Consider the following 26,504-nt stretch of genomic DNA (forward strand, 5'->3'; position numbering starts at 1 on the left):
TCGAGCCGCGGCCGGTACGAGGGTGGAGACAGAGATGATGAGAAACGGCATTCGGCTGGGCGTCGATGCCGGCTCGGTCCGTATCGGCGTGGCCAGAAGCGATCCCTCGGGGTTGCTGGCCACGCCGGTGGAGACCGTCCGGCGTGGCAGGGGCGACCTCGACCGGCTCGCGGAGATCGCGGCCGAGTACGAGGTCGTCGAGGTGGTGGTCGGCCTGCCGACCTCGCTCTCCGGGCGCGAGGGGCAGGCGGCGGCCGTCGCCCGTGACTTCGCGAACCGGATCGCACTCCGGCTGGCGCCCGTCCCGGTGCGGATGTTCGACGAGCGGTTGACCACCGTCACCGCCCAGCAGGGACTGCGGGCCAGCGGGGTGAAGGCGAAGAACCAGCGCGGTGTGGTGGACCAGGCTGCCGCCGTCGTGCTGCTCCAGGCGGCGCTGGACGCCGAACGCGCCACCGGCAGGCCTCCCGGCAGCCCTGTCGCGCCACCGGGCGGCGGGACCGTTCGGTGAGCCGTCCGCGGCCGATATGGCTGTTGGTGGCCGGGGCGACGGTGCTCGCCGCCGTCGCCGGGACGGCGGCCGGGCTCGTCGTGGTCCGCCCCTATCTCATGCCCGCCGACTTCGAGGGGCCGGGATCCGGCACGGTCGTCGAGATCTCCGAGGGGGCGAGTGCCGGTGCGATCGGGCCGGCGCCGGCCGACGCCGGAGTGGTGGCAAGTGCCAGGGCGTTCGTCAGGGCGTCGGAGGAGCAGGCCAGGACGGGCAGCCTGCACCCCGGCCACTTCAGGCTCCGCTTCCCCGCCACCTACGAGATCGAGCCCGGCACGACCGCTCAGGACGTGCCGGTCGCGATGGTGGAACGTTACAAACAGGCCGCCGAGCACCTCGACCTCAAGGAGCGGGCCGCCAGGAAGCGGTTGACCCCCCTGGAGGCTGTCACGATGGCGAGCATCGTCCAGGCGGAGGGTGGGCGGGACCCGGACTATCCGAAGATCGCTAGAGTGATCTACAACCGGATCAGGGCAGGAACGCCACTTCAACCGGACACCACGGTGCTGTACGCGCAGGGGCGCAGGACCCTGGAGGTGTCCGAGAAGGACACCGAGGTGAGGTCTCCGTACAACATCTATCGCAGACCCGGCCTGCCCCCCGGACCCATCGCGAACCCCGGGGAGAAGGCGTTGATCGCGGCACTTCGGCCAGATCAAGGTGATTGGTTCTGGTTTGTAACCACAGATCCGGAGCATAGAATCACGAAATTCACTGACAAAGAGAGTGAGTTTGTGAGATACCGGGAAGAGCTGAACAGATACCTCGGGAAGCGTTGATGCCCGGCGGAACACCCCCCGTTCCGCCGCATGCGGCGCCCCGTACCCGCGAACCAGACGACCACTTCCGGAACACCGGAAGGTCTGGCCGGGTGCTTTCCTTCGGTTTGGCACACCCGCTTGACGCCAGGCCGTCCCTAGCGGGAGATTGGCCAGCGCCTCTATGAACGATCTCGATATGGACTTCCTGGTCGGCTCCGACGACGAAGGTCGGCCGGGCCGAAGATCTCGCGCGTCCTCAGGACGCGACTCCGGTGGCCGGCGTGGCCGGCGCAGGAAGCGCCGTCGTAACCGGGGCGGCTTCCTCGCCCCCATGCTCGCGGTCATCGTGCTGTTCGGCGGCATCGGTGCCGCCGGCTTCTACGGCTACACCTGGGTCCGCGACGTGATGACCCCGGACGACTACACCGGACCCGGGTCCGGCGAGGTCGTCGTGGAGATCAAGGACGGCCAGAACGCCTCCGACGTCGCCCAGACCCTGGAGGAGCAGGGCGTGGTGAAGAGCGTCAAAGCCTTCGTCAACGCCGTCGCCCAGGCGGGCAAGAGCTCCTCCCTGCAGCCTGGCGAATACAGCATGCGCAAGCAGATGGCGGCCGCGGAGGCCGTCAAGCTTCTCGATCCGGCGAAGCGGCTGCTGGAGAGGGTCACCCTCAAGGAGGGGCTGCGCCTGAGCGACACCCTCAAGCAACTCGCCGAGAAGACCGGCAAGCCGCTCAGGGAGTTCCAGCAGGCGGCCAAGAACAGCCGGAAGCTCGGCCTGCCGTCCTACGCCAGGGGCAGGCTGGAGGGCTACGCCTTCCCGGCCACCTACGACATCAGGCCCAAGATGACGCCCTCCGACATCCTGGTCGCGCTGGTCGAGCGCTTCACCCAGACGGCGGAGAAGGACGACCTGCAGGGTAAGGCCAAGGAACTCGGGCACACTCCGCACGAGATCATGACGATCGCCAGCATCGTCCAGGCCGAGTCCGGTACCAAAGAGGACATGGGCAAGGTGGCCCGGGTCATCTACAACCGGCTCGACGGCAATCCCCGCCGCAAGCTGGAGATGGACAGCACGGTGATGTACGGGCTGAACAAGTACGGCATCGAGTCCTCCCACAAGGATCTTGAGAGTTCCTCGCCCTACAACACCTACAGGTTCGAGGGCCTGCCTCCCGGACCGATCGCCAACCCGGGAGACGACGCCATCCAGGCGGCGCTCAACCCCACCAAGGGGGACTGGGTCTGGTTCGTGACCACCTGCCCGGCGCGGCAGATCACCAAGTTCGCCTCGACGGAGACGGACTTCTTCGCGCTCAAGGCCGAGTACGAGAGAAACAAGGGGAACGGATGCTGAGAGCGGCGGTCCTGGGGTCGCCGATCGCCCACTCGCTCTCCCCGTACCTGCACCGCGCCGCCTACGAGGGCATGGGCCTGCACGACTGGCGCTACGAGGCGATCGAGTGCGACGAGGCCGGGCTCCCCGGCCTCCTCGACGGGCTGGACGCCGACTGGGCGGGGCTCTCGCTCACCATGCCGCTCAAGCGGGCCGTGCTGCCGCTGCTCGACACCGTCTCGGAGCTCGCACTCCAGGTGGGTGGGGCCAACACGGTGATCCTGCGCGACGGCGCCCGGCACGGGGACAACACCGACGTGTACGGCATCGTCCGGGCGCTCGCGGAGGCGGGCGTGGCCCCGCCCGCCTCCGCGACCGTCCTCGGCGGGGGCGCGACGGCATCCTCCGCGCTGGCCGCCCTGCGTGAGCTGGGCCTGGGCGAGGCGACCCTCGTGGTCCGTGACCCGTCCAGGGCGGCGGAGACCGTCGAGACGGCCGAGCGGCTGGACATGAGCCTGACGGTGCAGACCTTCGACAAGCTCGACACCGCGCTGGGGGTCGACCTGGTCGTCTCGACCCTGCCCTCCGGCGCGGCCGACGGTTTCACCGAGTCGCTGGCGGACGTGCCGGCGCTCTTCGACGTGGTCTACGCACCCTGGCCCACCCGACCGGCGGCGGCGGTGGCCGAGCGGGGCGGGACTGTCGTCGGAGGTTTCCCGATGCTCCTGCACCAGGCTGTCCGGCAGGTCGAGATGATGACCGGCCGCGCGGACGTGCCGGTGGAGGCGATGCGCGAGGCGGGGAAGAGCGAGATCGTCAGGCGTGCCGCCTCGACGGAATGATTCTGGGTGAGCATGTCGTTGTGGTAGAGTGACTAATCGATCGGTCCGGCGTTCCTGCTGGACGCGCAAGCGGAGGTCATCCTCCCACCTCGTCGGCCGCAAGGCTGACAGGTCAGGATCACACCGGGTAGGTTTCCGGCGAGCTTAACGGCATAAAGCCTTCGAGTTCATGTGGCCCCGCATGCGTGACGTGCGGGGCATCTTGCGTTCGACGCGCCTTTACTGGGTGCGTGTTCTGCGACTTCCCGGCACGATCGAGCATGTTGCGACCTTTCGTAAGAAAGGTCGCGGATCGCAACCTAGGAGGCCCCATCAGCGCCGAGCCCCGCATCAATGACCGCATTCGCGTGCCCGAGGTCCGCCTCGTGGGCCCGAACGGCGAACAGGTGGGCATCGTCTCCATCGGCGATGCTTTGAAGCTGGCTCAAGAAGCCGACCTCGACCTGGTCGAGGTCGCGGCGACGGCTCGCCCGCCAGTGTGCAAGCTCATGGACTACGGCAAGTTCAAGTACGAGTCCGCGATGAAGGCACGCGAGGCGCGCCGTAACCAGGCGTACACCATCATCAAGGAGATCAAGCTCCGGCCGAAGATCGACCCGCACGACTACGAGACCAAGAAGGGTCACGTGGTGCGGTTCCTCAAGGCCGGCGACAAGGTCAAGGTCACCATCATGTTCCGTGGTCGGGAGCAGTCCCGGCCCGAGCTGGGCTTCCGGCTCCTGCAGCGACTGGCGGAGGACGTGACGGAGCTCGGCTTCGTCGAGTCCCAGCCCAAGCAGGACGGCCGAAACATGATCATGGTGATCGGCCCGCACAAGAAGAAGGCTGAGGCCAAGGCCGAGAAGGCGGCGGCCAAGGCGCGGCATGACGAGAACCCCTCGGGGGACAGGTCGCCGGCCGGCGGCGAGACGCACGTCAACGACGAGGTGTCCGTCAACGGAGCGGTGGCTGCCCCGCAGGAGTAACTCGCATAGCCTGGATCGTCAGGTAGTCGCGATATCACGTCGAGACCGGGTCCGGTCTCGTAGTCAGGCATGCCCTTGACTTGGGTTACCGGCCCGGGACATCGGCACGATCGAGGGAGAGACGGCTGAGATGCCGAAGATGAAGACGCACAGCGGTGCGAAGAAGCGGTTCAGGCTCACGGGTTCCGGCAAGCTTGTGCGCCGCCGCGCCAACCGTGCGCACTACAACGAGCACAAGCCGTCCACCTTGACGCGTCGTCTCAAGCCCGAGGTCGTGCTCTCCGACGCCGACTCCAAGAAGATCAAGAAGCTGCTCGCTAAGTAACCGCCCCCGGGGAGATAGATACACATGGCACGCGTGAAGCGGGCGATCAACGCCAAGAAGAAGCGCAAGGTCGTTCTCGAGCGGGCGAAGGGCTATCGGGGTCAGCGTTCCAGGCTGTACCGCAAGGCCAAGGAGCAGATGCTCCACTCGATGACGTACGCCTACCGCGACCGCAAGGACCGCAAGGGCACCTTCCGCCGTCTCTGGATCCAGCGCATCAACGCCGCTGCCCGCCAGAACGGCATCACCTACAACAGGCTCATCCAGGGCCTGCGGCTCGCCTCCATCGAGGTCGACCGCAAGATCCTCGCTGACCTCGCGGTCAACGACGCCGCCACGTTCGCGACGCTGGTCGAGGCCGCCAAGAAGGCGCTCCCGGCCGACGTGAACGCGCCGGTCGCCGGCTGAGCGAGACACTGACGACCATGCGGTCCGCAGCGGTGACGCTGCGGGCCGCATTCGCATTCTTGGGGGACGGGCATGGCCGGGTCTGAGCTGACCAATATCAAGTCACCGCGGGTCAAGGCCGCGCGGAGGCTGACCAAGCGGGCTTTCAGGGACCGCGACCGCTCCTTCCTGGCAGAGGGGCCACAGGCGGTCCGTGAGGCGCTGGCGCTGGACGGCGTCGTGGTGGAGCTGTTCGCCACCGCCGAGGCCGAGCTGCGCCACGCCGACGTCATCGCCGCCGCCACCGCCGCGGGGGTGCCCCTATTCCGGGCCAGTGGCGAGGTCATGGCCGAGCTGGCCCAGACCGTCACCCCCCAGGGACTGCTGGCCGTGTGCCGCTTCGTGCACGTGCCCCTGAACGACTCCGTCACCTCCGACGCCAGGCTGGTGGCCGTGCTCGCCCACGTTCGCGACCCCGGCAACGCGGGCACGGTGCTGCGCACCGCCGACGCCGCGGGTGCCGACTCGGTGGTCTTCACCGACGCCTCGGTCGATCCCTACAACGGCAAGTGCGTGCGGGCCAGCGCGGGCAGCCTGTTCCATCTCCCGGTCACCACGGGTGTCCATGTGACCCGGGTCGTGGAGCACCTGAAGGGTTCCGGGCTGCGGGTGCTCGCCGCCGACGGCGCGGGCAAGCAGACCCTGGACGACATGGACCTGTCCGGCCCGACGGCCTGGATCTTCGGCAACGAGGCCTGGGGGCTTCCCGAGGAGATTTTGGAGTTGGCCGACGACGTCGTCCGGGTTCCGATCTACGGGCGGGCCGAGAGCCTGAACCTCGCGACCGCCGCCGCGGTCTGTCTGTACGCATCTGCCCGGTCTCAGCGCACCGGTCCCGGCGCCAGGTGACGCCCCCCGCCTCGAGGCTGCCGTACGACGCGGGAAACCCGCTATTGTCGGCCATGTAGCGTCGAGGAGGCGGGGTCGTGCACGGCGAACACACCGGCGAGCGGAGCACCGATCCCGCTTCTGTGATCGACGTCGACGAGCTTCCCGACGGCCTCGTGGTGACCGATGGGGACGGCCACGTGCTGACCGTCAACCGGGCCGCGGCCCGGTTGACCGGGGTCACCCGCGAGCAGGCCGCGGGGCGGCACCTGCGCGATGTGTTCTCCTTCCACGACCACGACGGGCGCGACTGGTGGAAGTGGCTCGACACCTACGGCGGGTTGCGCACCCGCACCCGCCAGCCCGAGCTGCCGCTGCGCACCCTCGGTGGCCAGGAGATGCTGGTGGCCGCCCGGCTGGTGCGAGAGCCACTGCGGGGCGGCGAGGTGGTCCGGGTGGTCATCACGCTGCGTGACACCGGAGCCCGTGCCCGACTGGAGCGCAGCCGCGCCGACCTGGTCTCCACGGTCGCCCACGAGCTGCGCTCCCCGCTGACCAGCGTCAAGGGGTTCACCGCGACCCTGCTGGCCAAGTGGACCCGTTTCACCGACGACCAGAAGCTGGTCATGCTGGAGACGGTCAACGCCGACGCCGACCGGGTGACCAGGCTGATCACCGAGCTGCTCGACGTCTCGCGTATCGAGTCGGGGCGGCTGGAGATCCATCGCCAGGTGGTCGACATCCCGGCCAGGATCTCCAAGGTCATCGCGGGGCGGGTGGCGGCGGGTGAGCCGGACGACCGCTTCCTGCTCCAGGTGCGCGGTGAGCTGCCCGAGACCTGGCTCGACCAGGACAAGATCGATCAGGTGCTTGCCAACCTGGTGGAAAACGCGGTGCGGCACGGGCGCGGTACGGTGACAATAGTCGTCGAACCGAGCGAATGGGGAGTGACCGTGTCCGTCCGTGACCAGGGAGAGGGCATCCCGCCCGAGCTGGTCACGCGCGTCTTCCGGCAGTTCTGGCGGGGCAACGCCCGCCGCCGCGGCGGCACCGGGCTCGGCCTGTTCATCGTCAAGGGGCTGATCGAGGCTCACGGTGGCACCATCTCCGTGCAGCGCGGACCCGAGGGCGGCGCCGAGTTTCGATTTATGGTGCCCACCGGCACCCCTGACTTCGCCTGAGCGTGAATGCCAGCCCGGTGGGCTTACCCGACTAGACTCGTGGCCGCTCAAGCCCTGGATTCGGAGCTCTCTCTTGTCAAACTACGACCCGGTCGAGGTGACCCCGCTGCACGCCGACGAGATGGCGCGCATGCAGGCCGACGCGATCGACGCCGTCAAGGCGGCGCGCGACCTCGAAGAACTCAAGCAGGTGCGCCTCGCGCACGCCGGTGACCGCTCACCGATCGCCCTGGCCAACCGCGAGATCGGCGCCCTGCCCCCGGCGGCCCGCGCCGAGGCGGGCAAGCGTATCGGCGGCGCCCGCAAAGCCGTCGCCGACGCTCTCGCCGAACGACAGGCGCAGTTGGAGGCCGAGCGCGACGAGCGGGTCCTCGTCGAGGAGACCGTCGACGTCACGCTGCCCTCTGGCCGCGCCTCCCGAGGTGCCAGGCATCCGCTGACCACCCTCCAGGAGCGCATAGCCGACGCCTTCGTCGCGATGGGCTACGAGGTGGCGGAGGGCCCCGAGCTGGAGGGGGAGTGGTTCAACTTCGACGCGTTGAACATCTCCGCCGACCACCCGGCGCGCTCGGAGCACGACACCTTCTTCGTGGAGTCCGTCGACTCGGGCAAGGTGCTGCGCACCCAGACCTCTCCCGTTCAGATCCGGGCGCTGCTCAGCAGGGAGCTTCCGATCTACGTGATCTCGCCGGGCAAGGTGTTCCGCACCGACGAGCTTGACGCCACCCACACCCCGGTCTTCCACCAGGTCGAGGGGCTGGCGATCGACGAGGGCCTGACCATGGCCCATCTCAAGGGCACCCTCGACCGGTTCGCCGAGGTCATGTTCGGTGAGGGCATCACCACCCGGTTCCGGCCCAACTACTTCCCGTTCACCGAGCCCTCGGCCGAGATGGACCTGAAGTGCTTCGTCTGCCGCGGTGCCTCCGCGATACCGGGAAACCCGTCCTGCCGCACCTGTAAGTCGGAGGGCTGGATCGAGTGGGGCGGCTGCGGCATGGTCAACCCGCGGGTGCTCATCGCCTGCGGCGTCGACCCCGCCCGCTACAGCGGCTTCGCCTTCGGCATGGGCGTCGAACGCACCCTGATGTTCCGCCACAACGCCGAGGACATGCGCGACATGGTCGAGGGAGACGTCCGCTTCACGCTCCCCTTCGGAATGGAGGTCTGATGAAGGTCTCGCTTTCATGGCTGCGGGAGTACGTCGATCTCCCCGCCGTCACGGCGCACGAGATCGCCGAGAAGCTCACCGCGGCCGGGCTCAAGCTGGAGTCCGTCATCTCCTACGGCCACGACATCAAGAACGTCGTGGTGGGCGAGGTGCTCTCCATCGAGACCCTGGAGGGTTTCAAGAAGCCCATCCGCCACTGCCAGGTCGAGGTGGGGGAGGCCGCGCCTCGCGAGATCGTCTGCGGTGCGACCAACTTCGAGGCCGGCGACCGTGTCCCGGTCGCGCTGCCCGGCGCCGTGCTGCCCGGCGGGTTCGAGATCGCCTCCCGCAAGACCTACGGACGCCTGTCGGACGGCATGATCTGCTCGGAGGCGGAGCTCGGGGTGGCCGAGTCCTCCCCGGGCATCCTCGTGCTGCCCGGGGACACTCCGATCGGCGCCGACGTGGTCGAGCTGCTCGGCCTGCGCGACGACGTGATCGAGCTTGAGATCACCCCGGACATCGGCTACGCGCTCTCCATCCGGGGTGTGGCCCGCGAGGCCGCCGCAGCCTTCGACTCGGCGTTCCTCGACCCGGCGGACGTCTCCCCGCCCGTCGCGTCAGGTCCCGCCTACCCGGCCTCGATCGCCGACCCGTCGGCCTGTGACCGCTTCGTGCTCCGCGAGATCCGCGGGTTCGACCCGTCGGCGAGCAGCCCGCTGTGGATGCGCGCACGGCTCACCCGCGCCGGTATGCGCCCGGTCTCGCTGGCCGTCGACGTCACCAACTACGTCATGCTGGAGCTCGGCCAGCCGCTGCACGCCTTCGACGCCGCCAGGCTGACCGGTGAGATCGTGGTGCGCAGGGCCGAGCCCGGCGAGACGCTGGAGACACTCGACCACGTGGTCCGCAAGCTCCACCCGGACGACATCCTGATCACCGACGGGTCGGGTGTGATCTCGATGGCCGGCACCATGGGCGGCCTGCACACCGAGATCTCCGACGCCTCCACCGACATCGTGATCGAGGCAGCCCACTTCTCCACCAGTGGCATCGCGCGCATGTCGCGCCGGCACAACCTGGTCAGCGAGGCATCCAAGCGCTTCGAGCGGGGCGTCGACCGGGAGCTTCCGCTGTACGCCTCCTGGCGTGCGGCTCAGCTTCTGGCCGAGCTGGGCGGCGGCACGATCCAGCCGGGCGTCACCCACGCCGAGGTGGAGGTCGAGCCGGCCCGTGTCGCCATCCCGAGCGGCTACCCCGGCAGGGTCGCGGGCACCGTCTACGACCGGGAGACGGTGATCCGCCGCCTGGAGCAGGTCGGCTGCGCGGTCGAGAGCTCCGCCACCGAGACCGGCGGCACCGCCGACGGGATCGCCGCGAAGCTCGCGGTCACCGGCGACGACATGCTGGTGGTCACCCCACCCTCGTGGCGGCCTGACCTGACCGACCCGAACGACCTCGCCGAGGAGGTCATCCGGCTGGAGGGCTACGAGAACCTGCCCTCGATCCTGCCCGCCGCCCCCGCGGGTGCCGGTCTCACCGAGAGCCAGCGCCTGCGCCGCCGGGTCGGCCGCTCACTGGCCGCCGCCGGCTACGTCGAGATCCTCTCCTACCCGTTCAGCGGGGAGCGCGACTTCGACAACCTGCAACTGCCCTCCGACGACGCGCGCCGCCTGGCCGTACGGCTGGCAAATCCGCTCAGCGAGGACGAGCCGCTGATGCGGACCACCCTGCTGCCCGGCCTGCTCAAGACGCTGGTCCGCAACGTGGGCCGGGGTTTCGGTGATGTGGCGCTGTTCGAGACGGGCCTGGTCTACCGGCCCTCGCCGGACGCGCCCGCCGTCGCCCCCGTGCTGGGCGTCGACCGCAGGCCGAGCCCGGAGGAACTGGCCTCGATCGAGTCCGCGCTGCCGGCCCAGCCGCTGCGGGTCGGGGTCGTGCTGGCCGGGGAGTTCGAGCCGTCCGGCTGGTGGGGCAAGGGCAGGGGAGCCGACTGGGCGGACGCCGTCGAGGCGGCCCGGGTGGTGGCCGCCGAGGCCGGCGTCACCCTCGACGTCCGCGCGGACCGGCACGAGCCCTGGCACCCGGGCCGCTGCGCCGCGCTGTACGCCGGTGACGTGCTCGTCGGCCACGCCGGCGAGCTGCATCCGCGCGTGGTCGAGGCGTACGGCCTGCCCCCGCGCACCTGCGCGATGGAGCTGGAGCTGACCCGGCTGGAGCAGTCGCCGGTCGGTCGGCCGCAGGCGCCGGCGATCTCCGGCTACCCGGTCGCGAGCCAGGACGTCGCGCTCATCGTCGACGCGGCGATCCCGGTGGCCCCGGTGGAGGCGGCGCTGCGCGAGGGCGCGGGCGAGCTGCTGGAGTCGATCCGGCTGTTCGACGTCTACGCCGGTGCCCAGGTGGGCGAGGGCAGGAAGTCTCTCGCCTACTCCCTGCGCTTCCGGGCGGCCGACAGGACGCTCACGGTGGAGGAGACCACCGCGGCCCGTGACGCGGCCGTGGCCCTGGCCGCCGAGCGCACCGGGGCGCGGTTGCGCGGCGTCTGACCGGCGACTGAGGGGCTCGGGACACATCCCGAGCCCCTTTCATCGCTCCGGACCGGGATTCCCGCCGGTCCGGAACCTTCATTCCGCCCCATGGCCCGGCCACGGGCGGATCTTCCCTCGGGAGGGACGATGAGGCATCTGCTGGTGTTCGCCGAGCGCGACGCCGCCGAGGAGGTCGCCGAGATCGTGGCCGAGGAGTTTCCGATGATCGGCGTGCCTGCCGTGGTCAGGGAGACCCTCGCGGGTGAGGACGACGCCGAGGACGCACAATGGCTCGTGGTGGTCGAGGACCTCGCCGAGACCCTCACGCCGGAGGGCCTGGCCCGCCTGGACACCCTGCTCGAGGATCGCGACGGCTGGCGCGAGACCGGGTGACGGTCGGCCGGGTGCCGCGTCACGAGGGGCGTGGGCTCCGACCGGAGGACTCAGAGCTTGTCGATCTCGGTCAGGTCGATGTCGATGTCGAAGGGGGCCGAGATCTTGAGCCGGTCGTGGTGGATGCCGGTGAGAACGTAGGACCGGGCGAGCGGGTCGAGTTCGTAGACGTAGACCGCGGGCCTTCCCGACTGGTTCTCGACCAGCCAGAAGTGTGCGATGCCCGCCTCGGCGTACAGCGTCGGTTTGCGGTCGCGGTCGCGCCGCTCGGAGTCCGGCGAGACGACCTCCACGGCCAGTACGACGTCCTCCGCCCGGTAGTAGGTCTGTTCCGGGCTGTGCTCGGCGGAGGCGCGAATGACGCTCACATCGGGCTCGGGCCGCTGCTGCCTGCCCAGCACGACGCTCATCTCCCGGCGCGCGCGAAGATCGGCGGGCGCGGCGTGACGGAGGGCGTCGACCAGCAGATCCACCGCTCGCATGTGAAAAGAAGCCTGAGGACTCACGAAGACCAGGCTTCCATCGATTAACTCTGTGTGTGCGGGCAATTGCGGAATGCGATCGAGATCCTCGGCGGTGAATCCCCCCGGCGGAGGGAACACCCAGTCGGGCAGCGAGGACTCCGTCATCTCGGGGCTCCGTACGTCGACCGTCATGACCTCACAGTAGCAACAGGATTCCACTCTGTGAGGGTGGTTGCGGGTGCCTTATCCCTGGACGGGAGCGACCTTCTCGCGGCGGGCGCGCTCCCTGAGCGCGTGTTCGTCGGTGCGGGCGTCGTAGTCGCGGAACCTCGGCAGCAGCGCGGCCATCGCGGCCACCGCGCCGACGCACAGCAGGCCGCCCGCACCCAGGGAGAAGCGGGTCCCGCCGAGCTGGGCCATCAGGCCGGCCCTGGCGTTGCCCAGCATCGGGCCGCTGGTGTAGGAGAGCAGCTCGATGCCCGCCAGGCGGCCGCGGAACTCGTCGGGGATGGTCTGGTTCCAGATGGTCGAGCGGAAGACACCGCTGATCATGTCGGCGGCCCCGGCCACGGCCAGAAAGGCGAAGATGCCCCAGACGCTGGGCATGAGCGCCGCCAGCGCCACCGCCACGCCCCACACGGCCGCCGCGACGATCACGCCGAGGCCGTGGCGGTGCACGTGCCTGGTCCAGCCGGAGGTGACCGAGGCGATCAGCGAGCCGACGGCCGAGGCGGAGAAGAAGAGCCCCAGAGCCTCGGGTACGCCCAGCTCGTCGGCCAGGAACGGGTACAGCGCGGTGGAGAAGGCGAAGATCATCGCGGCGACGTCGACCAGGTAGGTGCCCATCAGGTCGGGGCGGCCCACGGCGTAGCGGACCCCGTCGACCAGTGACCTGATCGAGGCCGCGGGGGCGTTCTCCCGCTGCGGCTGGGCCCGCACCATCTGCAGCAGGACCAGGGAGAGCAGGAAGGTCACCACGTTGACGCCGTACGCGACGGCGACGCCGAACCAGGCCGCGATCAGGCCGCTGAGGCCCGGGGCGACGATGGCGCCCAGGTTCCACCGGAAAGCGCTGAGCGCGGCGGCCGCGGTCAGCTGGTCGTGCCTGACCACGCGGGGCAGCAGCGACTCCAGGCTGGGCCGTTGCAGGCTGCCCAGCCCGGCCGAGAGCGCGCCGACCACGTACAGCACCCAGACCTGCGGCTTGGGCAGTAGCGCGTTGACGGTCAGGATCAGGACCGTGAGGCAGAGTCCCACCTCGGTGTAAAGGATGATCTTGCGCCGGTCCAGCGCGTCGGCGATCGCCCCGCCCCAGAGCCCGCACACCACCATCGGGACGAACTCGGCCACGCTGACCAGGCCTACCGCCAGGTAGGAGCCGGTCAGCTCCTTCATCTGCAGCGGGACCGCGACCAGGGTCAGGAAGGTGCCGAACATCGTGACGACGCCGGAGCCGAAGAGCAACCGGAAGTCACGGGAGTCGCGGAGCGGGCTGAGGTCCATCGTCAGGCGACGGAGCAGGGCTCTGACGGACCGGTCAGCGTTTTCTGGCACGAACAGGTAGTTTCGGCGATGACCTGCGCGGAGGGCAACTCATTTTCCGGCAGGTCACCGCCGGGTCGAGCGCGGCGGGCCTCAGGAGCCCAGGACCTCCTTGCGCAGGTGGGTTTTGAGGATCTTGCCACCGGGGTTGCGGGGAAGTTCCGTGTCACGTACCCAGAACCTGACCGGGACCTTGAAGGGGGCGATCCGCTCGCGCAGGAAGGCCCGCAGCTCCTCGGCGGTCGCCGGGGACGACAGCCGCACCACCGCGCCGACCTCCTCGCCCAGCTCGTCATGGGGGATGCCGATCACCGCGGCGTCGTCGACCGCCGGGTGCTCGAACAGGGCGGCCTCGACCTCGGCGCAGTAGACGTTCTCGCCGCCGCGGATGACCATGTCCTTGGCCCGGTCCACGATGAACACGAACCCCTCGGAGTCCACCCTGGCCAGGTCACCGGTGTGCAGCCAGCCGCCGACGAAGGTCTCGGCGGTGGCCTCGGGCCGGTTCCAGTAGCCCAGGATGACGTTCGGCCCGCGCAGGCAGAGCTCGCCGACCGCGCCGACCGGCAGCTCGTCGCCGAGCGGATCGGCGATCTTCACCTCGACCACCGCCATCGGCAGGCCGATGCTGTCGGGTTTGGCCAGATAGTCGGTGCCGGCGTTGCTGATGGCGAGCGCGGTGGTCTCGGTCATGCCGTACCCGTTGGAGGGGGCGCGGCTGGGCAGTTGCTCGGTGATGCGCTCCAGTAGTTTCGGCGGGGCGGGGGCACCGCCGTACCCGAGGGCGTTGAGGCTGGAGATGTCGTGCTTGTCCAGGTCGGGGTGGGACAGGAGCTGCCATACGTTGGTGGGCACACCGGTGAGCCCCGTGATCTTCTCGCGCTCGATCAGCTCCAGCGCGCGGCCCGCGTCCCACTTGTACATCAGCACCAGACCGCTCCCGCTGAACATGGTGGTGGTCATCACCGCGAAGCAGCCGGTGACGTGGAAGAGCGGAACGGTGAGCAGGGTGACGCGGCGCTGCCCCGCCGTCTCGCCCGGGTCCCCGCCCGCCCTGACCATGCTGCGGTACATGCCGTAGGCGACGGTCATGGGCGACTGCCCGACGTTGCGATGGCTGCCGAGCGCGCCCTTGGGGCGGCCCGTGGTGCCGGAGGTGTAGAAGATCGTTGCCGGATCCTCGGGGGAGAGGTCGACCGGCGGCAGCGTCACGTCCGCCGCCACCTCGCCCATCACCTCCTCGAACGCGCGGGCGCCCTCGGGTACCTCGCCGCGGGTCACGATCAGTGCCGGGGGCAGGCCGGTGAGCCCGGCCGCCCGCTCGCCGTCGGCGATCAGCACCTTGGCGCCGGAGTCCGACAGGCCGTACTCCAGTTCCTGCGGGGTCCACCAGGCGTTGAGTGGAACGGCTATCGCCCCGATGGCCAGCGCGGCCGAGAAGGCGATCACCCATTCGGGGTAGTTGCGCATGGCGATGGCGATCCGGTCGCCCTTGGCCACGCCGTACTCGTCCACCAGACGCCGTGCGAGCGTGGCCGCCCGCCTGAAGTGCTCCTCGTAGGTGATGTGCTCGTCCTCGTACGTCAGGAAGATCTTGTCGCCGTGAAACCGGCTCGTCTCGAGGAGCGCCCGGAAGTCGCGGGGGGCGTGCTTCCAGGTTTTGACGGTCCCGCCGTGGCCGGGGACCTCGTCCATCTCGAAAAGCTGTCCGGGACCGGTGAGCTGGGCCTGGACCTGGTCATGGGTGACAGTCATACGTTCGCACTCCCGAAGGGTGGAAGGACCGGAGATCGCCACGATACTGACCGGTAGGTATGCGCAACAATGCCGAAACGCAACTGATTGCCTTGTCCCCGTAATCGAGAGCCGAAAAGCATGATTTTTGCGACTTTTCCGCTGCTCTGGGGCATTCCGTAGGCCGGTAACCCCCGCATAACCGGCTTGCATGACAATCCCTGGAGATGCATAATCTCTCTAGCAAGAGCATGAGTGAGTGTGTATGAACATGCAGAGATCAGGGGGGCCGATGAGAGCGGCGATCGCGGGTGCCAGCGGCTACGCCGGAGGTGAGCTCCTGCGCCTGCTGCTGTCCCACCCCGGCATCGAGATCGGCGCGCTGACCGCGGCCTCAAGCGCCGGCACGGCGCTCGGCGCCCACCAGCCACACCTGACCCCGCTGGCCGGTCGGATCCTGCTGGAGACCACCCCAGAGACCCTCGGCGGCCACGACCTCGTCTTCCTCGCCCTGCCGCACGGCCAGTCGGCCGCCGTCGCCGAGCAACTCGGTGACGGCACCCTCGTCGTCGACTGCGGCGCCGACTTCCGGCTCACCGACCCCGCCGCCTGGGAGCACTTCTACGGCGGAACCCACGCCGGCACCTGGCCGTACGGGTTGCCCGAGCTGCCGGGCCGGCGCGAGGAACTGCGCGCGGCCTCCAGGATCGCCGTGCCCGGGTGCTACCCGACGGCGGTCACCCTGGCGATGTTCCCCGCCTTCGCCGCCGGCCTCGTCGGGCCCGACGTGGTGGTGGTAGCCGCCAGCGGCACCAGCGGAGCGGGCCGGGCGCCCAAGCCGAACCTCCTGGGCAGCGAGGTGATGGGCTCGGCCAGCGCGTACGGCGTCGGCGGCGTCCACCGGCACACCCCGGAGATGGAACAGAACCTCTCCCCGTTGGCGGGTGAGCCGGTCACCGTCTCCTTCACCCCCGTGCTGGCGCCGATGAGCCGCGGCATCCTCGCCACCTGCAGCGCGCCCGCCAGAGCGGGCCTCACCCCGGCGGTCCTGCGCGAGGCGTACGAGGTCGCCACCAAGGACGAGCCGTTCCTGCGGCTGCTCCCCGAGGGCCAGTGGCCCGCGACCTCGATGACTCTCGGAGCCAACACCGCCGCCCTCCAGGTCGTCCTGGACGAGCGTGCGGGCCGCGTCGTCGCCGTCGTCGCCATCGACAACCTGACCAAGGGAACGGCGGGCGGGGCCATCCAGAGTGCCAACCTCGCCCTCGGCCTGCCGGAAGAGCTAGGCCTTCCTCTCAATGGAGTCGCCCCATGAGCGTGACCGCCCCCCTCGGCTTCCGGGCGGCGGGTGTCGCCGCCGGAATCAAGTCCGGTGCCGCCCGCGACCTGGCACTGATCGTCAACGACGGCCCTTCCCGCGCCGCGGCGGGAGTCTTCACGGCCAACCGGGTGAAGGCCGCACCCGTCCTGTGGTCCGCGCAGGTGCTGTCCGGGGGCCGGGTCCACGCGGTGGTCCTCAACTCCGGCGGCGCCAACGCCTGCACCGGGCCGCTGGGTTTCCAGGACACCCATGCCACCGCGGAGAAGGTCGCCGAGGCGCTGGGAGACTCGGCCGGCGAGATCGCGGTCTGCTCCACCGGTCTGATCGGTGAGCGCCTGCCGATGGAACCGCTGCTGGCGGGGGTCGATCTCGCGGTCTCACAGCTCGCCAGGGACGGCGGGCTGGCCGCCGCCGACGCCATCCGCACCACCGACACCGTCTCGAAGATCTCCTTCAGGAAGGGCGCCGGCGGCTACATGGTCGGCGGCATGGCCAAGGGGGCGGGCATGCTCGCCCCGGGCCTCGCCACCATGCTCTCGGTGATCACCACCGACGCCGACCTGCCCGCCGAGCAGCTCGACGAGGTGCTCCGCAAGGTGACGCGGGTCACCTTCGACCGGCTCGACGCCGACGGTTGCATGTCCACCAACGACACGGTGCTGCTGCTGGCCAGCGGCGCCTCCGGTATCACTCCCGACCTCGCCGAGTTCGAGCAGGTCCTCCTCGCGGTCTGCGCCGACCTCGCCCGCCAGCTGCTGCTGGACGCAGAGGGCGCCTCCAAGGCGATCGCCATCGAGGTCGTCGGCGCCGTCTCCGAGGAGGACGCGGTCACCGTCGGCCGTACCGTCTCCCGGTCGAATCTCCTCAAGTGCGCCATCCACGGAGAGGACCCCAACTGGGGCCGGGTGCTGTCGGCCGTCGGCACCACCGACGCCGTCTTCGAGGCCGACCGGCTCAACGTGGCCATCAACGGCATCTGGATTTGCCGGGGCGGTGCCGCGGGCGACGACCGCTCCAAGGTCGACCTCACCCCGCGCGATGTGACGATCACCATCGACCTGTCGGCGGGCCCGCACTCGGCGACGATCCACACCACCGACCTCACCGCCGAGTACGTCCACGAGAACTCGGCGTACTCCTCATGAGGCGGACCGAGGCCCTGGCGAAGGCCACCACGCTGATCGAGGCGCTGCCCTGGCTCGCCAGCTTCCACGGTGCGACCGTCGTCATCAAGTACGGCGGCAACGCGATGACCGAGGAGCACCTGCGCGAGAAGTTCGCCGCCGATGTCGTCTTCCTGCGTTACGCCGGGCTCAGGCCGGTGATCGTGCACGGGGGAGGCCCGCAGATCAACGCCCACCTCGACCTGCTCGGCATCGAGTCCACCTTCACCGCCGGGCTCAGGGTCACCACCCCCGAGGCCATGCGGGTCGTCAGGATGGTCCTCGTCGGCCAGGTCAACCGCGACGTGGTCGGTCTGATCAACAGGCACGGGCCGTTCGCCATCGGCATGTCCGGCGAGGACGCCCACCTGTTCACCGCCGTGCGCAAGCACGCCGTCGTCGACGGCGCCAGCGTCGACATCGGCCAGGTCGGCGACATCGTCAACGTCGAGGCCGGAGCCGTGCGGGCGCTGCTGGAGGACGGGCGGATCCCGGTGATCTCATCGGTCGCGCGCAGTGAGGACGGCACCGTCTACAACGTCAACGCCGACACCGCCGCCGCCGCGCTCGCCGTGGCGCTCCAGGCGTCCAAGCTGATCGTCCTGACCGATGTCGAGGGCCTGTACCGTGACTGGAGCCCCGATGCCGTTGACAACGAGGTCATCGACGAGCTGTCCGCCACCGAGCTGGAGAAGCTCCTGCCGACCCTGTCCAGCGGCATGATCCCCAAGATGGAGGCGTGCCTGACCGCCGTCCAGGGGGGCGTGCCGCAGGCCCACGTACTCGACGGCAGGGTGCCGCACTCGGTGCTGCTGGAGATCTTCACGGACAAGGGCATAGGAACCATGGTGCTGCCGGACGCCCCCGCGGCGACGGCCACCGCCCAGCTGAAGGGGAACGACACGTGAGCCCGCAGGAAAGTCCCGCCACAGAGGCGCTCAGCACGCGCTTCGAGGCCGCCTTCATGGCCAACTACGGGGTGCCCCCGGTGGCACTGGCCCGAGGCGAGGGCACGAGGGTCTGGGACGTCGACGGCCGCGAGTACCTCGACCTGATCGGCGGCATCGCGGTCAGCTCGCTCGGCCACGCCCACCCGGCGCTGGTGGAGGCCGTCTCCAGGCAGGTCGCCACCCTCGCCCACACCAGCAACCTCTTCCTGCACGAGCCCGAGGTACTGCTCGCCGAGCGCCTGCTCAGCCTGCTCGGCGCCCCCGCCAAGGTGTTCTTCAGCAACTCCGGCACCGAGGCCAACGAGGCCGCGCTGAAGCTCGCCATCAAGTACGGCAAGTCGAACGGCCGCACCTACTTCGTGGCCGCCGAGAACGCCTTCCACGGCCGGACCCTCGGCGCGCTCGCCCTGACCGGCAAACCCTCCATCCGTGATCAGTTCGGGCCCTTCCCGATTGATGTTCGTTTCGTGCCGTACGGTGACGCCGACGCGCTCAAGAGCGCGGTGACCGGCGAGTGCGCCGCGGTCTTCCTCGAACCCACCCAGGGGGAGGCGGGGGTCGTGCCCCCGCCCGAGGGCTACTTCACGGCGGCCAGGGAGATCTGCGACGCCACAGGCGCGCTGCTGGTCGCGGACGAGATCCAGTCGGCGATCGGCCGCACCGGGCACTGGTTCGCCCACCAGCACGAAGGCATCCTGCCCGACGTGCTCACCCTGGCCAAGGGCCTCGGCGGAGGCATGCCGATCGGCGCCTGCGTCGGCTTCGGTGCGGCGGCCACGGTTCTCGCCCAGGGCGACCACGGGTCCACCTTCGGCGGCAACCCCGTCTCGACCGCCGCGGCGCTCGCCGTGCTCGACACGATCGACACCGACGGCCTGCTGGAGCACGTGCGTACCGTCGGGGCCGAACTCGCCGACGGCATCGCCGCGATCGACCACCCGCTGCTCGCCGGTGTCCGGGGCAGGGGCCTGTGGCTGGCCGTTCTGCTGACCGACGACCGCTCCGCCCACTTCCAGACCGCCGCGCGGCGGGCCGGTTTCCTGGTCAACGCCCTCCAGCCCCACGCGGTGCGGCTCGCACCCCCGCTGGTGATCACCTCCGCTCAGGTCGCCGCCTTCGTGGCCGCGCTCCCAGCGATCCTCGACGAGGCCGCCGATGCCCAGTAACCTCTCCGCGCAGGCGCCCGTCAGGCACTTCCTGAAGGACGACGACCTCTCGTCCGCCGAGCAGGCCCAGGTGCTCGACCTGGCCGAGGCCATGAAGAAGGACCGTTACGGCTACCGCCCCTTCGAGGGCCCGCAAACCGTCGCCGTCCTCTTCGACAAGCCGTCCACCCGCACCCGGGTCTCCTTCGCCGTCGGCATCGGCGAGCTCGGCGGCCTTCCCCTGATCGTCGACGCAGGCTCCTCCCAGATGGGCCGGGGTGAGTCGATCGAGGACACCGCCCGGGTCCTGGAGCGTCAGGTGAGCGCCATCGTGTGGCGTACCTCGGGCCAGGACAGGGTCGAGGCCATGGCCTCGGCCTCCTCGGTGCCGGTGGTCAACGCCCTCACCGACGAGTTCCACCCCTGCCAGATCCTCGCGGACCTGCAGACCGTCAAGGAGCACTTCGGCAGGACCGCCGGACTCACCCTGGCCTACTTCGGGGACGGCGCCAACAACATGGCCCACTCCTACCTGCTCGGCGGCGCCGTCGCCGGCATGCACGTGCGGGTCGCCGCCCCCGCCGGATACCTGCCGGACCCGAAGATTCTCCGGCGGGCCGTCAAGGTCGCCGAGGAGACCGGAGGATCGGTCACCGTGCTCACCGACCCGGCCCAGGCCGCCGCGGGCGCGGATGTCCTCGCCACCGACACCTGGGTCTCCATGGGCCAGGACGGCAAGGAGCAGCGGGTCGCCGACCTCATGCCCTACCAGGTCAACGCCGCGCTGGTGGACCGGGCGGCGCCCGGCGCCATCGTCCTGCACTGCCTGCCCGCCTACCGCGAGCTGGAGATCTCCGCCGAGGTCCTCGACGGCCCGCGGAGCCTGGTGTGGGACCAGGCCGAGAACCGGCTGCACGCCCAGAAGGCCCTGCTGTACTGGCTGATCTCGGTGAGCGGTCCGGACGCGCCCGGGGACGGGGTGGTCGCGTGACGATCCCGATGACCAAGGTCGCCCGTCAGGCCAGGATCGCCGACCTGCTGCAGCGGCAGCCCGTCAGATCCCAGCCGGAGCTGGCCAAGCTCCTGCTGGAGAGCGGGGTCGAGGTCACCCAGGCCACCCTCTCCCGGGACCTGGACGAGCTCGGCGCGCTCAAGCTGCGCGCCGAGGACGGCTCCCTGGTCTACGCCCTGCCCGGTGAGGGCGGCGGCCGGATAAGGCTGGCCAGGCTCGGCACCGGCGAGTCCCCGGCCGCCCGGCTCAGCCGGCTCGCCGAGGAACTCCTCGTCTCGGCCGAGGCCTCCGCCAACCTGATCATCGTCCGCACGCCACCGGGCGCCGCACAGTTCCTCGCCTCCGCCATCGACCACGCCGACTGGGAGTCCATCCTCGGCACGGTCGCCGGAGACGACACGATCCTCGTCATCAGCCGTGACCCGGCGGGCGGGGCAGCGGTCGCCGAGGGGCTGCTCAGGCACGCCGACCGACGTATTCAGCCCGCTCAGGCGGGCGAGCCCGGCACCATCTGAGACTTGTGACGAACGAATAACTTGGAGAGATCAATTATGACTGACCGGGTCGTACTCGCCTTCTCCGGGGGCCTCGACACCTCCGTGGCCATCCCCTTCCTCGCCGAGAAGACCGGCGCAGAGGTGATCGCGGTCGCCGTCGACGTCGGCCAGGGCGGCGAGGACATGGAGATCATCCGCAAGCGGGCCATCGACTGCGGCGCCGTGGAGTCCGTCGTCGTGGACGCCCGCGAGGAGTTCGCCGCCGACTTCTGCGTGCCCGCCCTGCAGGCCAACGCCCTCTACATGGACCGCTACCCGCTGGTCTCCGCCCTGTCGCGGCCACTGATCGTCAAGCACCTGGCCGCCGCGGCCAAGGAGTTCGGCGGCACCCACGTCTCGCACGGCTGCACCGGCAAGGGCAACGACCAGGTCCGGTTCGAGGCCGGCCTGGCCGCGCTCTTTCCCGAGCTCAAGGTCATCGCCCCGGCCCGCGACTACGCGTGGACCCGGGACAAGGCGATCGCCTACGCCGAGGAGAAGAACCTGCCGATCGAGACCACCAAGAAGAACCCCTACTCGATCGACCAGAACATCTGGGGCAGGGCCGTCGAGACGGGCTTCCTTGAGGACATCTGGAACGGCCCCATCGAGGACGTCTACTCCTACACCGCCGACCCCGCCCAGCCGCGCGAGGCCGACGAGGTCATCATCAGCTTCGTCAAGGGCGTCCCGGTGGCGCTGGACGGGCGGCACCTGACCCCGTTCCAGGTCATCGCCGAGCTGAACCAGCGCGCGGGCGCCCAGGGCGTCGGCCGCCTCGACATGGTCGAGGACCGGCTCGTCGGTATCAAGTCCCGCGAGGTCTACGAGGCGCCGGGCGCCATCGCTCTGATCACCGCGCACATGGAGCTGGAGAACGTCACGGTCGAGCGCGACCTGACCAGGTTCAAGCGGTCGGTGGACCAGCGCTGGGGCGAGCTCGTCTACGACGGCCTCTGGTTCTCCCCCCTCAAGAAGGCCCTGGACGTCTTCATCGCCGAGGCCCAGGAGCACGTCACCGGCGAGATCCGGATGACCCTGCACGGCGGCCGGGCCACGGTCACGGGTCGGCGCTCGGAGGCGTCGCTGTACGACTTCAACCTCGCCACCTACGACACCGGCGACACCTTCGACCAGTCTCTCGCCAAGGGCTTCGTCGAGCTGTGGAGCCTTCCCTCCAAGATTGCCTCCGCCCGGGACGCCCGGTTGGGCTGAGTGGGCTAAGGTCGCGGATTGAATGGGGAGGGAGAACAACGGTGACTGATGGTGGTAAGCCGATGCGGCTGTGGGGCGGCCGGTTCGAAGGAGGTCCGGCCGACGCGCTGACCAGGCTCTCTGTGAGCGTGCACTTCGACTGGCGGCTGGTGCCGTACGATCTGCTGGCCTCGCGCGCGCACGCCCGGGTGCTGCACCGTGCGAACCTGCTGACCGACGACGAGCTGGCACGCATGCTCGGTGCCCTGGACGACCTGGAGCGAGCCTGCAAGGAGGGCGAGTTCCGGCCGACCGTCGCCGACGAGGACGTGCACACCGCGCTGGAGCGCGGCCTGCTGGAACGTCTCGGCACGCTCGGTGGCAAGCTCAGAGCAGGTCGAAGCCGCAACGACCAGGTTGCCACCGATCTGCGGCTCTACCTCCGCGATCACGTCAGGCACATCGTGTCCCGGCTGGTGGAGCTGGAGACCGCGCTGATGAGCCAGGCCGAGGAGCACGCCGAGACGGCGGCCCCCGGCATGACCCACCTGCAGCACGCCCAGCCGGTCTCATTCGGCCACCAGCTCCTGGCGCACGTGCACGCCTTCGCCCGTGACATCGAGCGGCTGCGCGACTGGGACCGGCGCGCGGCCGTCTCCCCGCTCGGCTCCGGGGCGCTGGCCGGGTCCTCCCTGCCGCTCGACCCGCAGGCCGTGGCCAGGGAACTGGGCTTCGACTCCGCCGCGCCCAACTCGATGGACGCGGTCGCCGACCGCGACTTCGCCGCCGAGTTCCTGTTCGACGCGGCGATGATCGGTGTGCACCTGTCCCGGCTGGGCGAGGAGATCGTCCTGTGGGCCTCGCAGGAGTTCCGCTGGATCGAGATGGACGACGCCTACTCCACCGGCTCGTCGATCATGCCGCAGAAGAAGAACCCCGACGTGGCCGAGCTCGCCCGGGGCAAGAGCGGCCGCCTCATCGGCAACCTGATGTCGCTGCTGACGACGCTCAAGGGCCTGCCGCTGACCTACAACCGGGACCTGCAGGAGGACAAGGAGCCGGTGTTCGACTCCGTCGACAGCCTGCTGCTCGTCCTTCCGGCCATGGCCGGGCTCGTCGCGACCATGCGTGTCAACACCGCCAAGCTGGAGGCCTCGGCCCCGGACGGGTTCGCGCTGGCCACAGACCTGGCCGAGCTGCTGGTCCGCAGGGGCGTCGCCTTCCGCGAGGCCCATGAGGCGGTCGGGCACCTGGTCGTCTGGTGCCAGGTCAACGACAAGGACTTCGGCGAGCTCACCGACGACGAACTGGCCAAGGTCTCGCCGCACTTCACGCCTGACTCCCGCGAGGTCCTCTCGGTGCCGGGCGCGCTGGCCGCCCGCAAGGCGCACGGCGGTACGGCGCCGGACCGGGTCCGCGACCAGCTCGTCGCGCTCCGCGAGATCGTCGACGCCCAGGCGGCCTGGGCGATCGGGAACTGATGTCCGCTGAAGAGCACGGCGGGCACTCGCTCGCCGCGCCCGCGCCGCTGGCGCGCGACTTCTTCGACCGGCCCGCCCACGAGATCGCTCCGGATCTGCTGGGACGAGTACTCGTGCACGGGCCGGTCGCGCTGCGTCTCACCGAGGTCGAGGCGTACGGCCTGCCGGGTGAGGATCCCGCGTCGCACACCTACCGGGGCCGGACGCCGCGCAACGCGGTGATGTTCGGCCCACCGGGCCACCTGTACGTCTACTTCACATACGGCATGCATTTCTGCGCCAACCTCACCTGCCTTCCAGAGGGGACGGGGTCCGGAATACTGCTCAGGGCCGGAGAGGTGATCTCCGGTATCGGGACCGCCATGGCCCGCCGGAGAGCGGACAGCGCCCGTGCCGTCCGGGAAGTCGATCTGGCCAGAGGACCGGCTCGTCTGGCCGTGGCGCTCGGTTTCACCCTGGAGCACAACGGACTCGATGTCTGCGCCCCGGGATCGCTCTCCGTGATCGAGGGCGAACCCGTCGTGTCCGCGTCCGTCCGGTCGGGGCCGCGCACCGGGGTCTCGTCGGGGAAGGAGACGCCCTGGCGTTTCTGGATCGACGGCGACCCCACCGTCTCGCCCCATCGCCCGCACGTGCCGCGCCGCCGGTAGGCCACCCGTGCGCTCCTTCCCGCTGGTCGACTCGAGCTCGAGGAGGGTTTCGAGTGGCGCGGCGGTGCCGCGATCGGGCAGGGTGTACGAGAGCGCTAAATGTCCCTTCGAGCATTGGAAAGCAAGGATCGTGACCGACATTCTGGATGACCTCGCCTGGCGCGGCCTGATCGCGCAGTCCACCGACATCGACACCCTGCGCGGGGCGATGGCCGAGGGTCCGATCACGGTCTATTGCGGCTTCGACCCGACCGCGCCCTCGCTGCACGTCGGCAACCTGGTCCCGTTGCTGACCCTCACCCGCCTGCAGCGGGCGGGTCACCGGGTCGTCGGCCTGGTGGGCGGCGCGACCGGCCTGATCGGCGACCCCAGCGGTCGGAGCACCGAGCGCTCGCTGAACTCGTCCGAGGTCGTGGCCGAATGGGTGGCGCGGATCCGTGTCCAGCTGGAGAAGTTCCTCGACTTCTCGGAGGAGACGGGCGGGATCCTGGTCAGCAACCTCGACTGGACCGAGGGCATGTCAGCGATCGACTTCCTGCGTGACGTCGGCAAGCACTTCCCGGTCAACCGGATGCTGGCCCGCGAGTCGGTCTCCGCCAGGCTGGGGGGAGAGGGGCTCAGCTACACCGAGTTCAGCTACCAGATCCTGCAGGCCAACGACTACCTGGAGCTGAACCGGCGCTACGGCTGCACGCTCCAGATCGGCGGCAGCGACCAGTGGGGCAACATCACCGCGGGAACCGACCTCATCCGCCGGGTGACCGGCAACCATGTGCACGCCCTCACCGTGCCTTTGATCACCAAGGCGGACGGGACCAAGTTCGGCAAGACCGCCGGCGGTGCGGTCTGGCTCAACCCTGAGATGACCTCGCCGTACGCCTTCTACCAGTTCTGGCTGAACTCGGATGACAGGGACGTGGTGAAGTTCCTCAAGATCTACAGCTTCAGGTCCCGTGAGGAGATCGAGGAACTGGAGAAGGCCGCCGCCGCGCGGCCCGCCGCGCGCGAGGCCCAGCGAGCACTCGCGGAGGAGTTCACCACGCTGCTGCACGGTGCCGACGAGTGCGCCGCGGTGATCGCCGCCTCGGCGGCCCTGTTCGGTCAGGGGTCCCTGGAGGAGTTGCCCGCGCGCACGCTCGGGGAGGCTCTCGCCGAGGTGCCGCGTGCCGAGGTTTCCGCGCTGGGAGCGTCCCTTGTCGACCTGCTCGCCGAGAGTGGCCTGGTCAAGTCGAAGTCCGAGGCGCGTCGCACCGTCAAGGAGGGCGGCGCCTACCTCAACAACACCAAGGTCACCGACGAGGCGTACGTGCCGTCGGCCGATGATCTGCTCCATGGACGCTTCCTGGTGCTCCGCCGTGGCAAGCGTTCGGTCGGTGGCGTCGAGATCGTCGAGGCCTGACCCCGCCCGTGCTGCCGACCTGCTCTTCTGCCAGGTAAAGGCGATGATTACGAGGGATGGACGCCCCGGCTTCGGCTGGGGCGTTCGCCGTCTCACCGCGTAACATTCCGGTAGCAAACGCGCCTGGTTTCCTTAAGGAACCCCTCTGACCTGCGGTTTTACCAAGCGTGGCTGATTTGACGATGTTCCGGGAGGGGCATAATCTTTTCAATGCCCCGGGAGCGAGCCGGACGCCTGAGCCGGCGGACGGGCCCCAGGGACACTCCACTGAACGAACTTGAGAGTTCGGACTCCGCGTAGATCACCGGAAAACCGGTTGCTTCGCTGTGGCCTGGATGACACGGTAGGTTCAGTGGGTTGCTCCGGAGGCGGAGCGAAGAAAATCCTAGTGAGTCTGCAGGGTTTGTGACAAATAGCTGAGAGTCGGCGATTTGACACAGTCTTGACAAGCGGTAGGATTTAAGTAAGGAGCAGAGCGCCCCTGGCTCTCCGATCAAGTGCTGGTCGGGACGACGGTGTACGCGTCCGTTTCTTGAGAACTCAACAGTGTGTTAAAAGCCAGTGCATGAAGCACAACCCTGTCCAACCTGCCCTTTCATCGGGGTGG

General features: G+C 69.5%; 25 protein-coding genes. 22 read left to right on the plus strand and 3 right to left on the minus strand.

The genetic code is table 11. The annotated features are described in order from the left end of the window. The first annotated feature begins 37 nt into the window (after positions 1-37). From ruvX to ABT061_RS38125, 12 genes are all read left to right on the plus strand, one after another. Positions 38-511, plus strand: a complete 474-nt coding sequence (gene ruvX, locus ABT061_RS38070) for a Holliday junction resolvase RuvX (protein ID WP_350927353.1) — start codon at positions 38-40, stop codon at positions 509-511. Then, a complete protein-coding gene (mltG, locus tag ABT061_RS38075; RefSeq protein WP_350927312.1) occupies positions 508-1,329 on the plus strand; it encodes an endolytic transglycosylase MltG in 822 nt (273 codons plus the stop codon). The genes ruvX and mltG (ABT061_RS38075) overlap by 4 nt, the downstream gene beginning before the upstream one ends. 163 nt (positions 1,330-1,492) lie before the next feature. Further along, positions 1,493-2,668, plus strand: a complete 1,176-nt coding sequence (gene mltG, locus ABT061_RS38080; RefSeq protein WP_350927314.1) for an endolytic transglycosylase MltG — start codon at positions 1,493-1,495, stop codon at positions 2,666-2,668. Next, the gene (locus ABT061_RS38085; RefSeq protein WP_350927316.1) at positions 2,662-3,489 is read left to right on the plus strand and encodes a shikimate dehydrogenase; all 828 of its coding nucleotides are present in this window, start codon (positions 2,662-2,664) and stop codon (positions 3,487-3,489) included. Before mltG (ABT061_RS38080) ends, ABT061_RS38085 begins: the two co-directional genes overlap by 7 nt. A 347-nt stretch (positions 3,490-3,836) precedes the next feature. After that, positions 3,837-4,454, plus strand: a complete 618-nt coding sequence (infC, locus tag ABT061_RS38090) for a translation initiation factor IF-3 (protein ID WP_451935649.1) — start codon at positions 3,837-3,839, stop codon at positions 4,452-4,454. 130 nt (positions 4,455-4,584) lie between these two features. Continuing rightward, positions 4,585-4,779, plus strand: a complete 195-nt coding sequence (gene rpmI, locus ABT061_RS38095) for a 50S ribosomal protein L35 (protein ID WP_030920046.1) — start codon at positions 4,585-4,587, stop codon at positions 4,777-4,779. 24 nt (positions 4,780-4,803) lie between these two features. Then, positions 4,804-5,187: a 50S ribosomal protein L20 gene (gene rplT, locus ABT061_RS38100; RefSeq protein ID WP_012892552.1), complete on the plus strand. Its 384-nt coding sequence runs from the start codon at positions 4,804-4,806 to the stop codon at positions 5,185-5,187. A gap of 72 nt (positions 5,188-5,259) precedes the next feature. Further along, positions 5,260-6,075, plus strand: a complete 816-nt coding sequence (locus ABT061_RS38105) for a TrmH family RNA methyltransferase (RefSeq protein ID WP_350927321.1) — start codon at positions 5,260-5,262, stop codon at positions 6,073-6,075. Positions 6,076-6,152: 77 nt separating this feature from the next. Further along, positions 6,153-7,235, plus strand: coding sequence for a sensor histidine kinase (locus ABT061_RS38110; RefSeq protein ID WP_350927323.1), 1,083 nt, complete (start codon positions 6,153-6,155; stop codon positions 7,233-7,235). A gap of 121 nt (positions 7,236-7,356) precedes the next feature. After that, entirely contained in the window at positions 7,357-8,406 is a 1,050-nt protein-coding gene (gene pheS, locus ABT061_RS38115) for a phenylalanine--tRNA ligase subunit alpha (RefSeq protein WP_350927355.1), read from the plus strand. After that, the gene (pheT, locus tag ABT061_RS38120; protein WP_350927325.1) at positions 8,406-10,931 is read left to right on the plus strand and encodes a phenylalanine--tRNA ligase subunit beta; all 2,526 of its coding nucleotides are present in this window, start codon (positions 8,406-8,408) and stop codon (positions 10,929-10,931) included. The genes pheS and pheT overlap by 1 nt, the downstream gene beginning before the upstream one ends. A 129-nt stretch (positions 10,932-11,060) precedes the next feature. Next, positions 11,061-11,306 (plus strand): hypothetical protein, encoded by a 246-nt coding sequence (locus ABT061_RS38125; protein WP_350927327.1) that lies wholly within the window; start codon positions 11,061-11,063, stop codon positions 11,304-11,306. 50 nt (positions 11,307-11,356) lie between these two features. Here ABT061_RS38125 and ABT061_RS38130 read toward each other — a convergent pair whose 3' ends face one another. From ABT061_RS38130 to ABT061_RS38140, 3 genes are all read right to left on the minus strand, one after another. After that, positions 11,357-11,962 carry a Uma2 family endonuclease gene (locus ABT061_RS38130; protein WP_502991568.1) on the minus strand — a complete coding sequence of 202 codons (606 nt, stop codon included), beginning with the start codon at positions 11,960-11,962 and terminating at the stop codon, positions 11,357-11,359. A gap of 51 nt (positions 11,963-12,013) precedes the next feature. Beyond that, positions 12,014-13,324 (minus strand): MFS transporter, encoded by a 1,311-nt coding sequence (locus ABT061_RS38135; RefSeq protein WP_350927329.1) that lies wholly within the window; start codon positions 13,322-13,324, stop codon positions 12,014-12,016. 81 nt (positions 13,325-13,405) lie between these two features. Continuing rightward, complete coding sequence (locus tag ABT061_RS38140; RefSeq protein ID WP_350927331.1) at positions 13,406-15,067, minus strand: class I adenylate-forming enzyme family protein; 1,662 nt, start codon at positions 15,065-15,067, stop codon at positions 13,406-13,408. 271 nt (positions 15,068-15,338) lie between these two features. Here ABT061_RS38140 and argC point away from each other — a divergent pair, with 271 nt between their 5' ends. The 10 genes from argC (at position 15,339) to tyrS (ending at position 25,897) form a co-directional block, all read left to right on the plus strand. Continuing rightward, positions 15,339-16,361 (plus strand): N-acetyl-gamma-glutamyl-phosphate reductase, encoded by a 1,023-nt coding sequence (argC, locus tag ABT061_RS38145; RefSeq protein WP_350927333.1) that lies wholly within the window; start codon positions 15,339-15,341, stop codon positions 16,359-16,361. Further along, a complete protein-coding gene (gene argJ / locus ABT061_RS38150) occupies positions 16,358-17,512 on the plus strand; it encodes a bifunctional glutamate N-acetyltransferase/amino-acid acetyltransferase ArgJ (RefSeq protein ID WP_350927335.1) in 1,155 nt (384 codons plus the stop codon). The genes argC and argJ overlap by 4 nt, the downstream gene beginning before the upstream one ends. After that, complete coding sequence (gene argB, locus ABT061_RS38155; protein ID WP_350927339.1) at positions 17,509-18,438, plus strand: acetylglutamate kinase; 930 nt, start codon at positions 17,509-17,511, stop codon at positions 18,436-18,438. Before argJ ends, argB begins: the two co-directional genes overlap by 4 nt. A gap of 56 nt (positions 18,439-18,494) precedes the next feature. After that, the gene (locus ABT061_RS38160) at positions 18,495-19,646 is read left to right on the plus strand and encodes an acetylornithine transaminase (RefSeq protein WP_350927359.1); all 1,152 of its coding nucleotides are present in this window, start codon (positions 18,495-18,497) and stop codon (positions 19,644-19,646) included. Continuing rightward, positions 19,636-20,616: an ornithine carbamoyltransferase gene (gene argF / locus ABT061_RS38165; RefSeq protein WP_350927341.1), complete on the plus strand. Its 981-nt coding sequence runs from the start codon at positions 19,636-19,638 to the stop codon at positions 20,614-20,616. Before ABT061_RS38160 ends, argF begins: the two co-directional genes overlap by 11 nt. Positions 20,617-20,624: 8 nt before the next feature. Then, the gene (locus tag ABT061_RS38170) at positions 20,625-21,152 is read left to right on the plus strand and encodes an arginine repressor (RefSeq protein WP_350927361.1); all 528 of its coding nucleotides are present in this window, start codon (positions 20,625-20,627) and stop codon (positions 21,150-21,152) included. A 36-nt stretch (positions 21,153-21,188) separates the two neighbouring features. After that, positions 21,189-22,388 (plus strand): argininosuccinate synthase, encoded by a 1,200-nt coding sequence (locus tag ABT061_RS38175; RefSeq protein WP_350927343.1) that lies wholly within the window; start codon positions 21,189-21,191, stop codon positions 22,386-22,388. Between the two features lie 41 nt (positions 22,389-22,429). After that, complete coding sequence (gene argH, locus ABT061_RS38180; RefSeq protein ID WP_350927345.1) at positions 22,430-23,848, plus strand: argininosuccinate lyase; 1,419 nt, start codon at positions 22,430-22,432, stop codon at positions 23,846-23,848. Continuing rightward, a complete protein-coding gene (locus ABT061_RS38185) occupies positions 23,848-24,498 on the plus strand; it encodes a DNA-3-methyladenine glycosylase (RefSeq protein WP_350927347.1) in 651 nt (216 codons plus the stop codon). Before argH ends, ABT061_RS38185 begins: the two co-directional genes overlap by 1 nt. 130 nt (positions 24,499-24,628) lie before the next feature. Beyond that, positions 24,629-25,897 (plus strand): tyrosine--tRNA ligase, encoded by a 1,269-nt coding sequence (gene tyrS, locus ABT061_RS38190; RefSeq protein WP_350927349.1) that lies wholly within the window; start codon positions 24,629-24,631, stop codon positions 25,895-25,897. Positions 25,898-26,504 lie beyond the last annotated feature (607 nt).

The organism is Streptosporangium sp. NPDC002544, assembly GCF_040295965.1.
Classification (GTDB): domain Bacteria; phylum Actinomycetota; class Actinomycetes; order Streptosporangiales; family Streptosporangiaceae; genus Streptosporangium.

Coding starts and splice junctions, on each gene's coding strand:
- argF (WP_350927341.1), top strand. CDS start 19,636: ATGCCCAGTAACCTCTCCGCGCAGGCGCCCGTCAGGCACTTCCTGAAG.
- argC (WP_350927333.1), top strand. CDS start 15,339: ATGAGAGCGGCGATCGCGGGTGCCAGCGGCTACGCCGGAGGTGAGCTC.
- argB (WP_350927339.1), top strand. CDS start 17,509: ATGAGGCGGACCGAGGCCCTGGCGAAGGCCACCACGCTGATCGAGGCG.
- rplT (WP_012892552.1), top strand. CDS start 4,804: ATGGCACGCGTGAAGCGGGCGATCAACGCCAAGAAGAAGCGCAAGGTC.
- ABT061_RS38130 (WP_502991568.1), bottom strand. CDS start 11,962: ATGACGGTCGACGTACGGAGCCCCGAGATGACGGAGTCCTCGCTGCCC.
- ABT061_RS38125 (WP_350927327.1), top strand. CDS start 11,061: ATGAGGCATCTGCTGGTGTTCGCCGAGCGCGACGCCGCCGAGGAGGTC.
- ABT061_RS38085 (WP_350927316.1), top strand. CDS start 2,662: ATGCTGAGAGCGGCGGTCCTGGGGTCGCCGATCGCCCACTCGCTCTCC.
- ruvX (WP_350927353.1), top strand. CDS start 38: ATGAGAAACGGCATTCGGCTGGGCGTCGATGCCGGCTCGGTCCGTATC.
- pheT (WP_350927325.1), top strand. CDS start 8,406: ATGAAGGTCTCGCTTTCATGGCTGCGGGAGTACGTCGATCTCCCCGCC.
- mltG (WP_350927314.1), top strand. CDS start 1,493: ATGAACGATCTCGATATGGACTTCCTGGTCGGCTCCGACGACGAAGGT.
- ABT061_RS38140 (WP_350927331.1), bottom strand. CDS start 15,067: ATGACTGTCACCCATGACCAGGTCCAGGCCCAGCTCACCGGTCCCGGA.
- ABT061_RS38105 (WP_350927321.1), top strand. CDS start 5,260: ATGGCCGGGTCTGAGCTGACCAATATCAAGTCACCGCGGGTCAAGGCC.
- argJ (WP_350927335.1), top strand. CDS start 16,358: ATGAGCGTGACCGCCCCCCTCGGCTTCCGGGCGGCGGGTGTCGCCGCC.
- ABT061_RS38185 (WP_350927347.1), top strand. CDS start 23,848: ATGTCCGCTGAAGAGCACGGCGGGCACTCGCTCGCCGCGCCCGCGCCG.
- ABT061_RS38160 (WP_350927359.1), top strand. CDS start 18,495: ATGGCCAACTACGGGGTGCCCCCGGTGGCACTGGCCCGAGGCGAGGGC.
- ABT061_RS38170 (WP_350927361.1), top strand. CDS start 20,625: ATGACCAAGGTCGCCCGTCAGGCCAGGATCGCCGACCTGCTGCAGCGG.
- ABT061_RS38175 (WP_350927343.1), top strand. CDS start 21,189: ATGACTGACCGGGTCGTACTCGCCTTCTCCGGGGGCCTCGACACCTCC.
- pheS (WP_350927355.1), top strand. CDS start 7,357: ATGGCGCGCATGCAGGCCGACGCGATCGACGCCGTCAAGGCGGCGCGC.
- rpmI (WP_030920046.1), top strand. CDS start 4,585: ATGCCGAAGATGAAGACGCACAGCGGTGCGAAGAAGCGGTTCAGGCTC.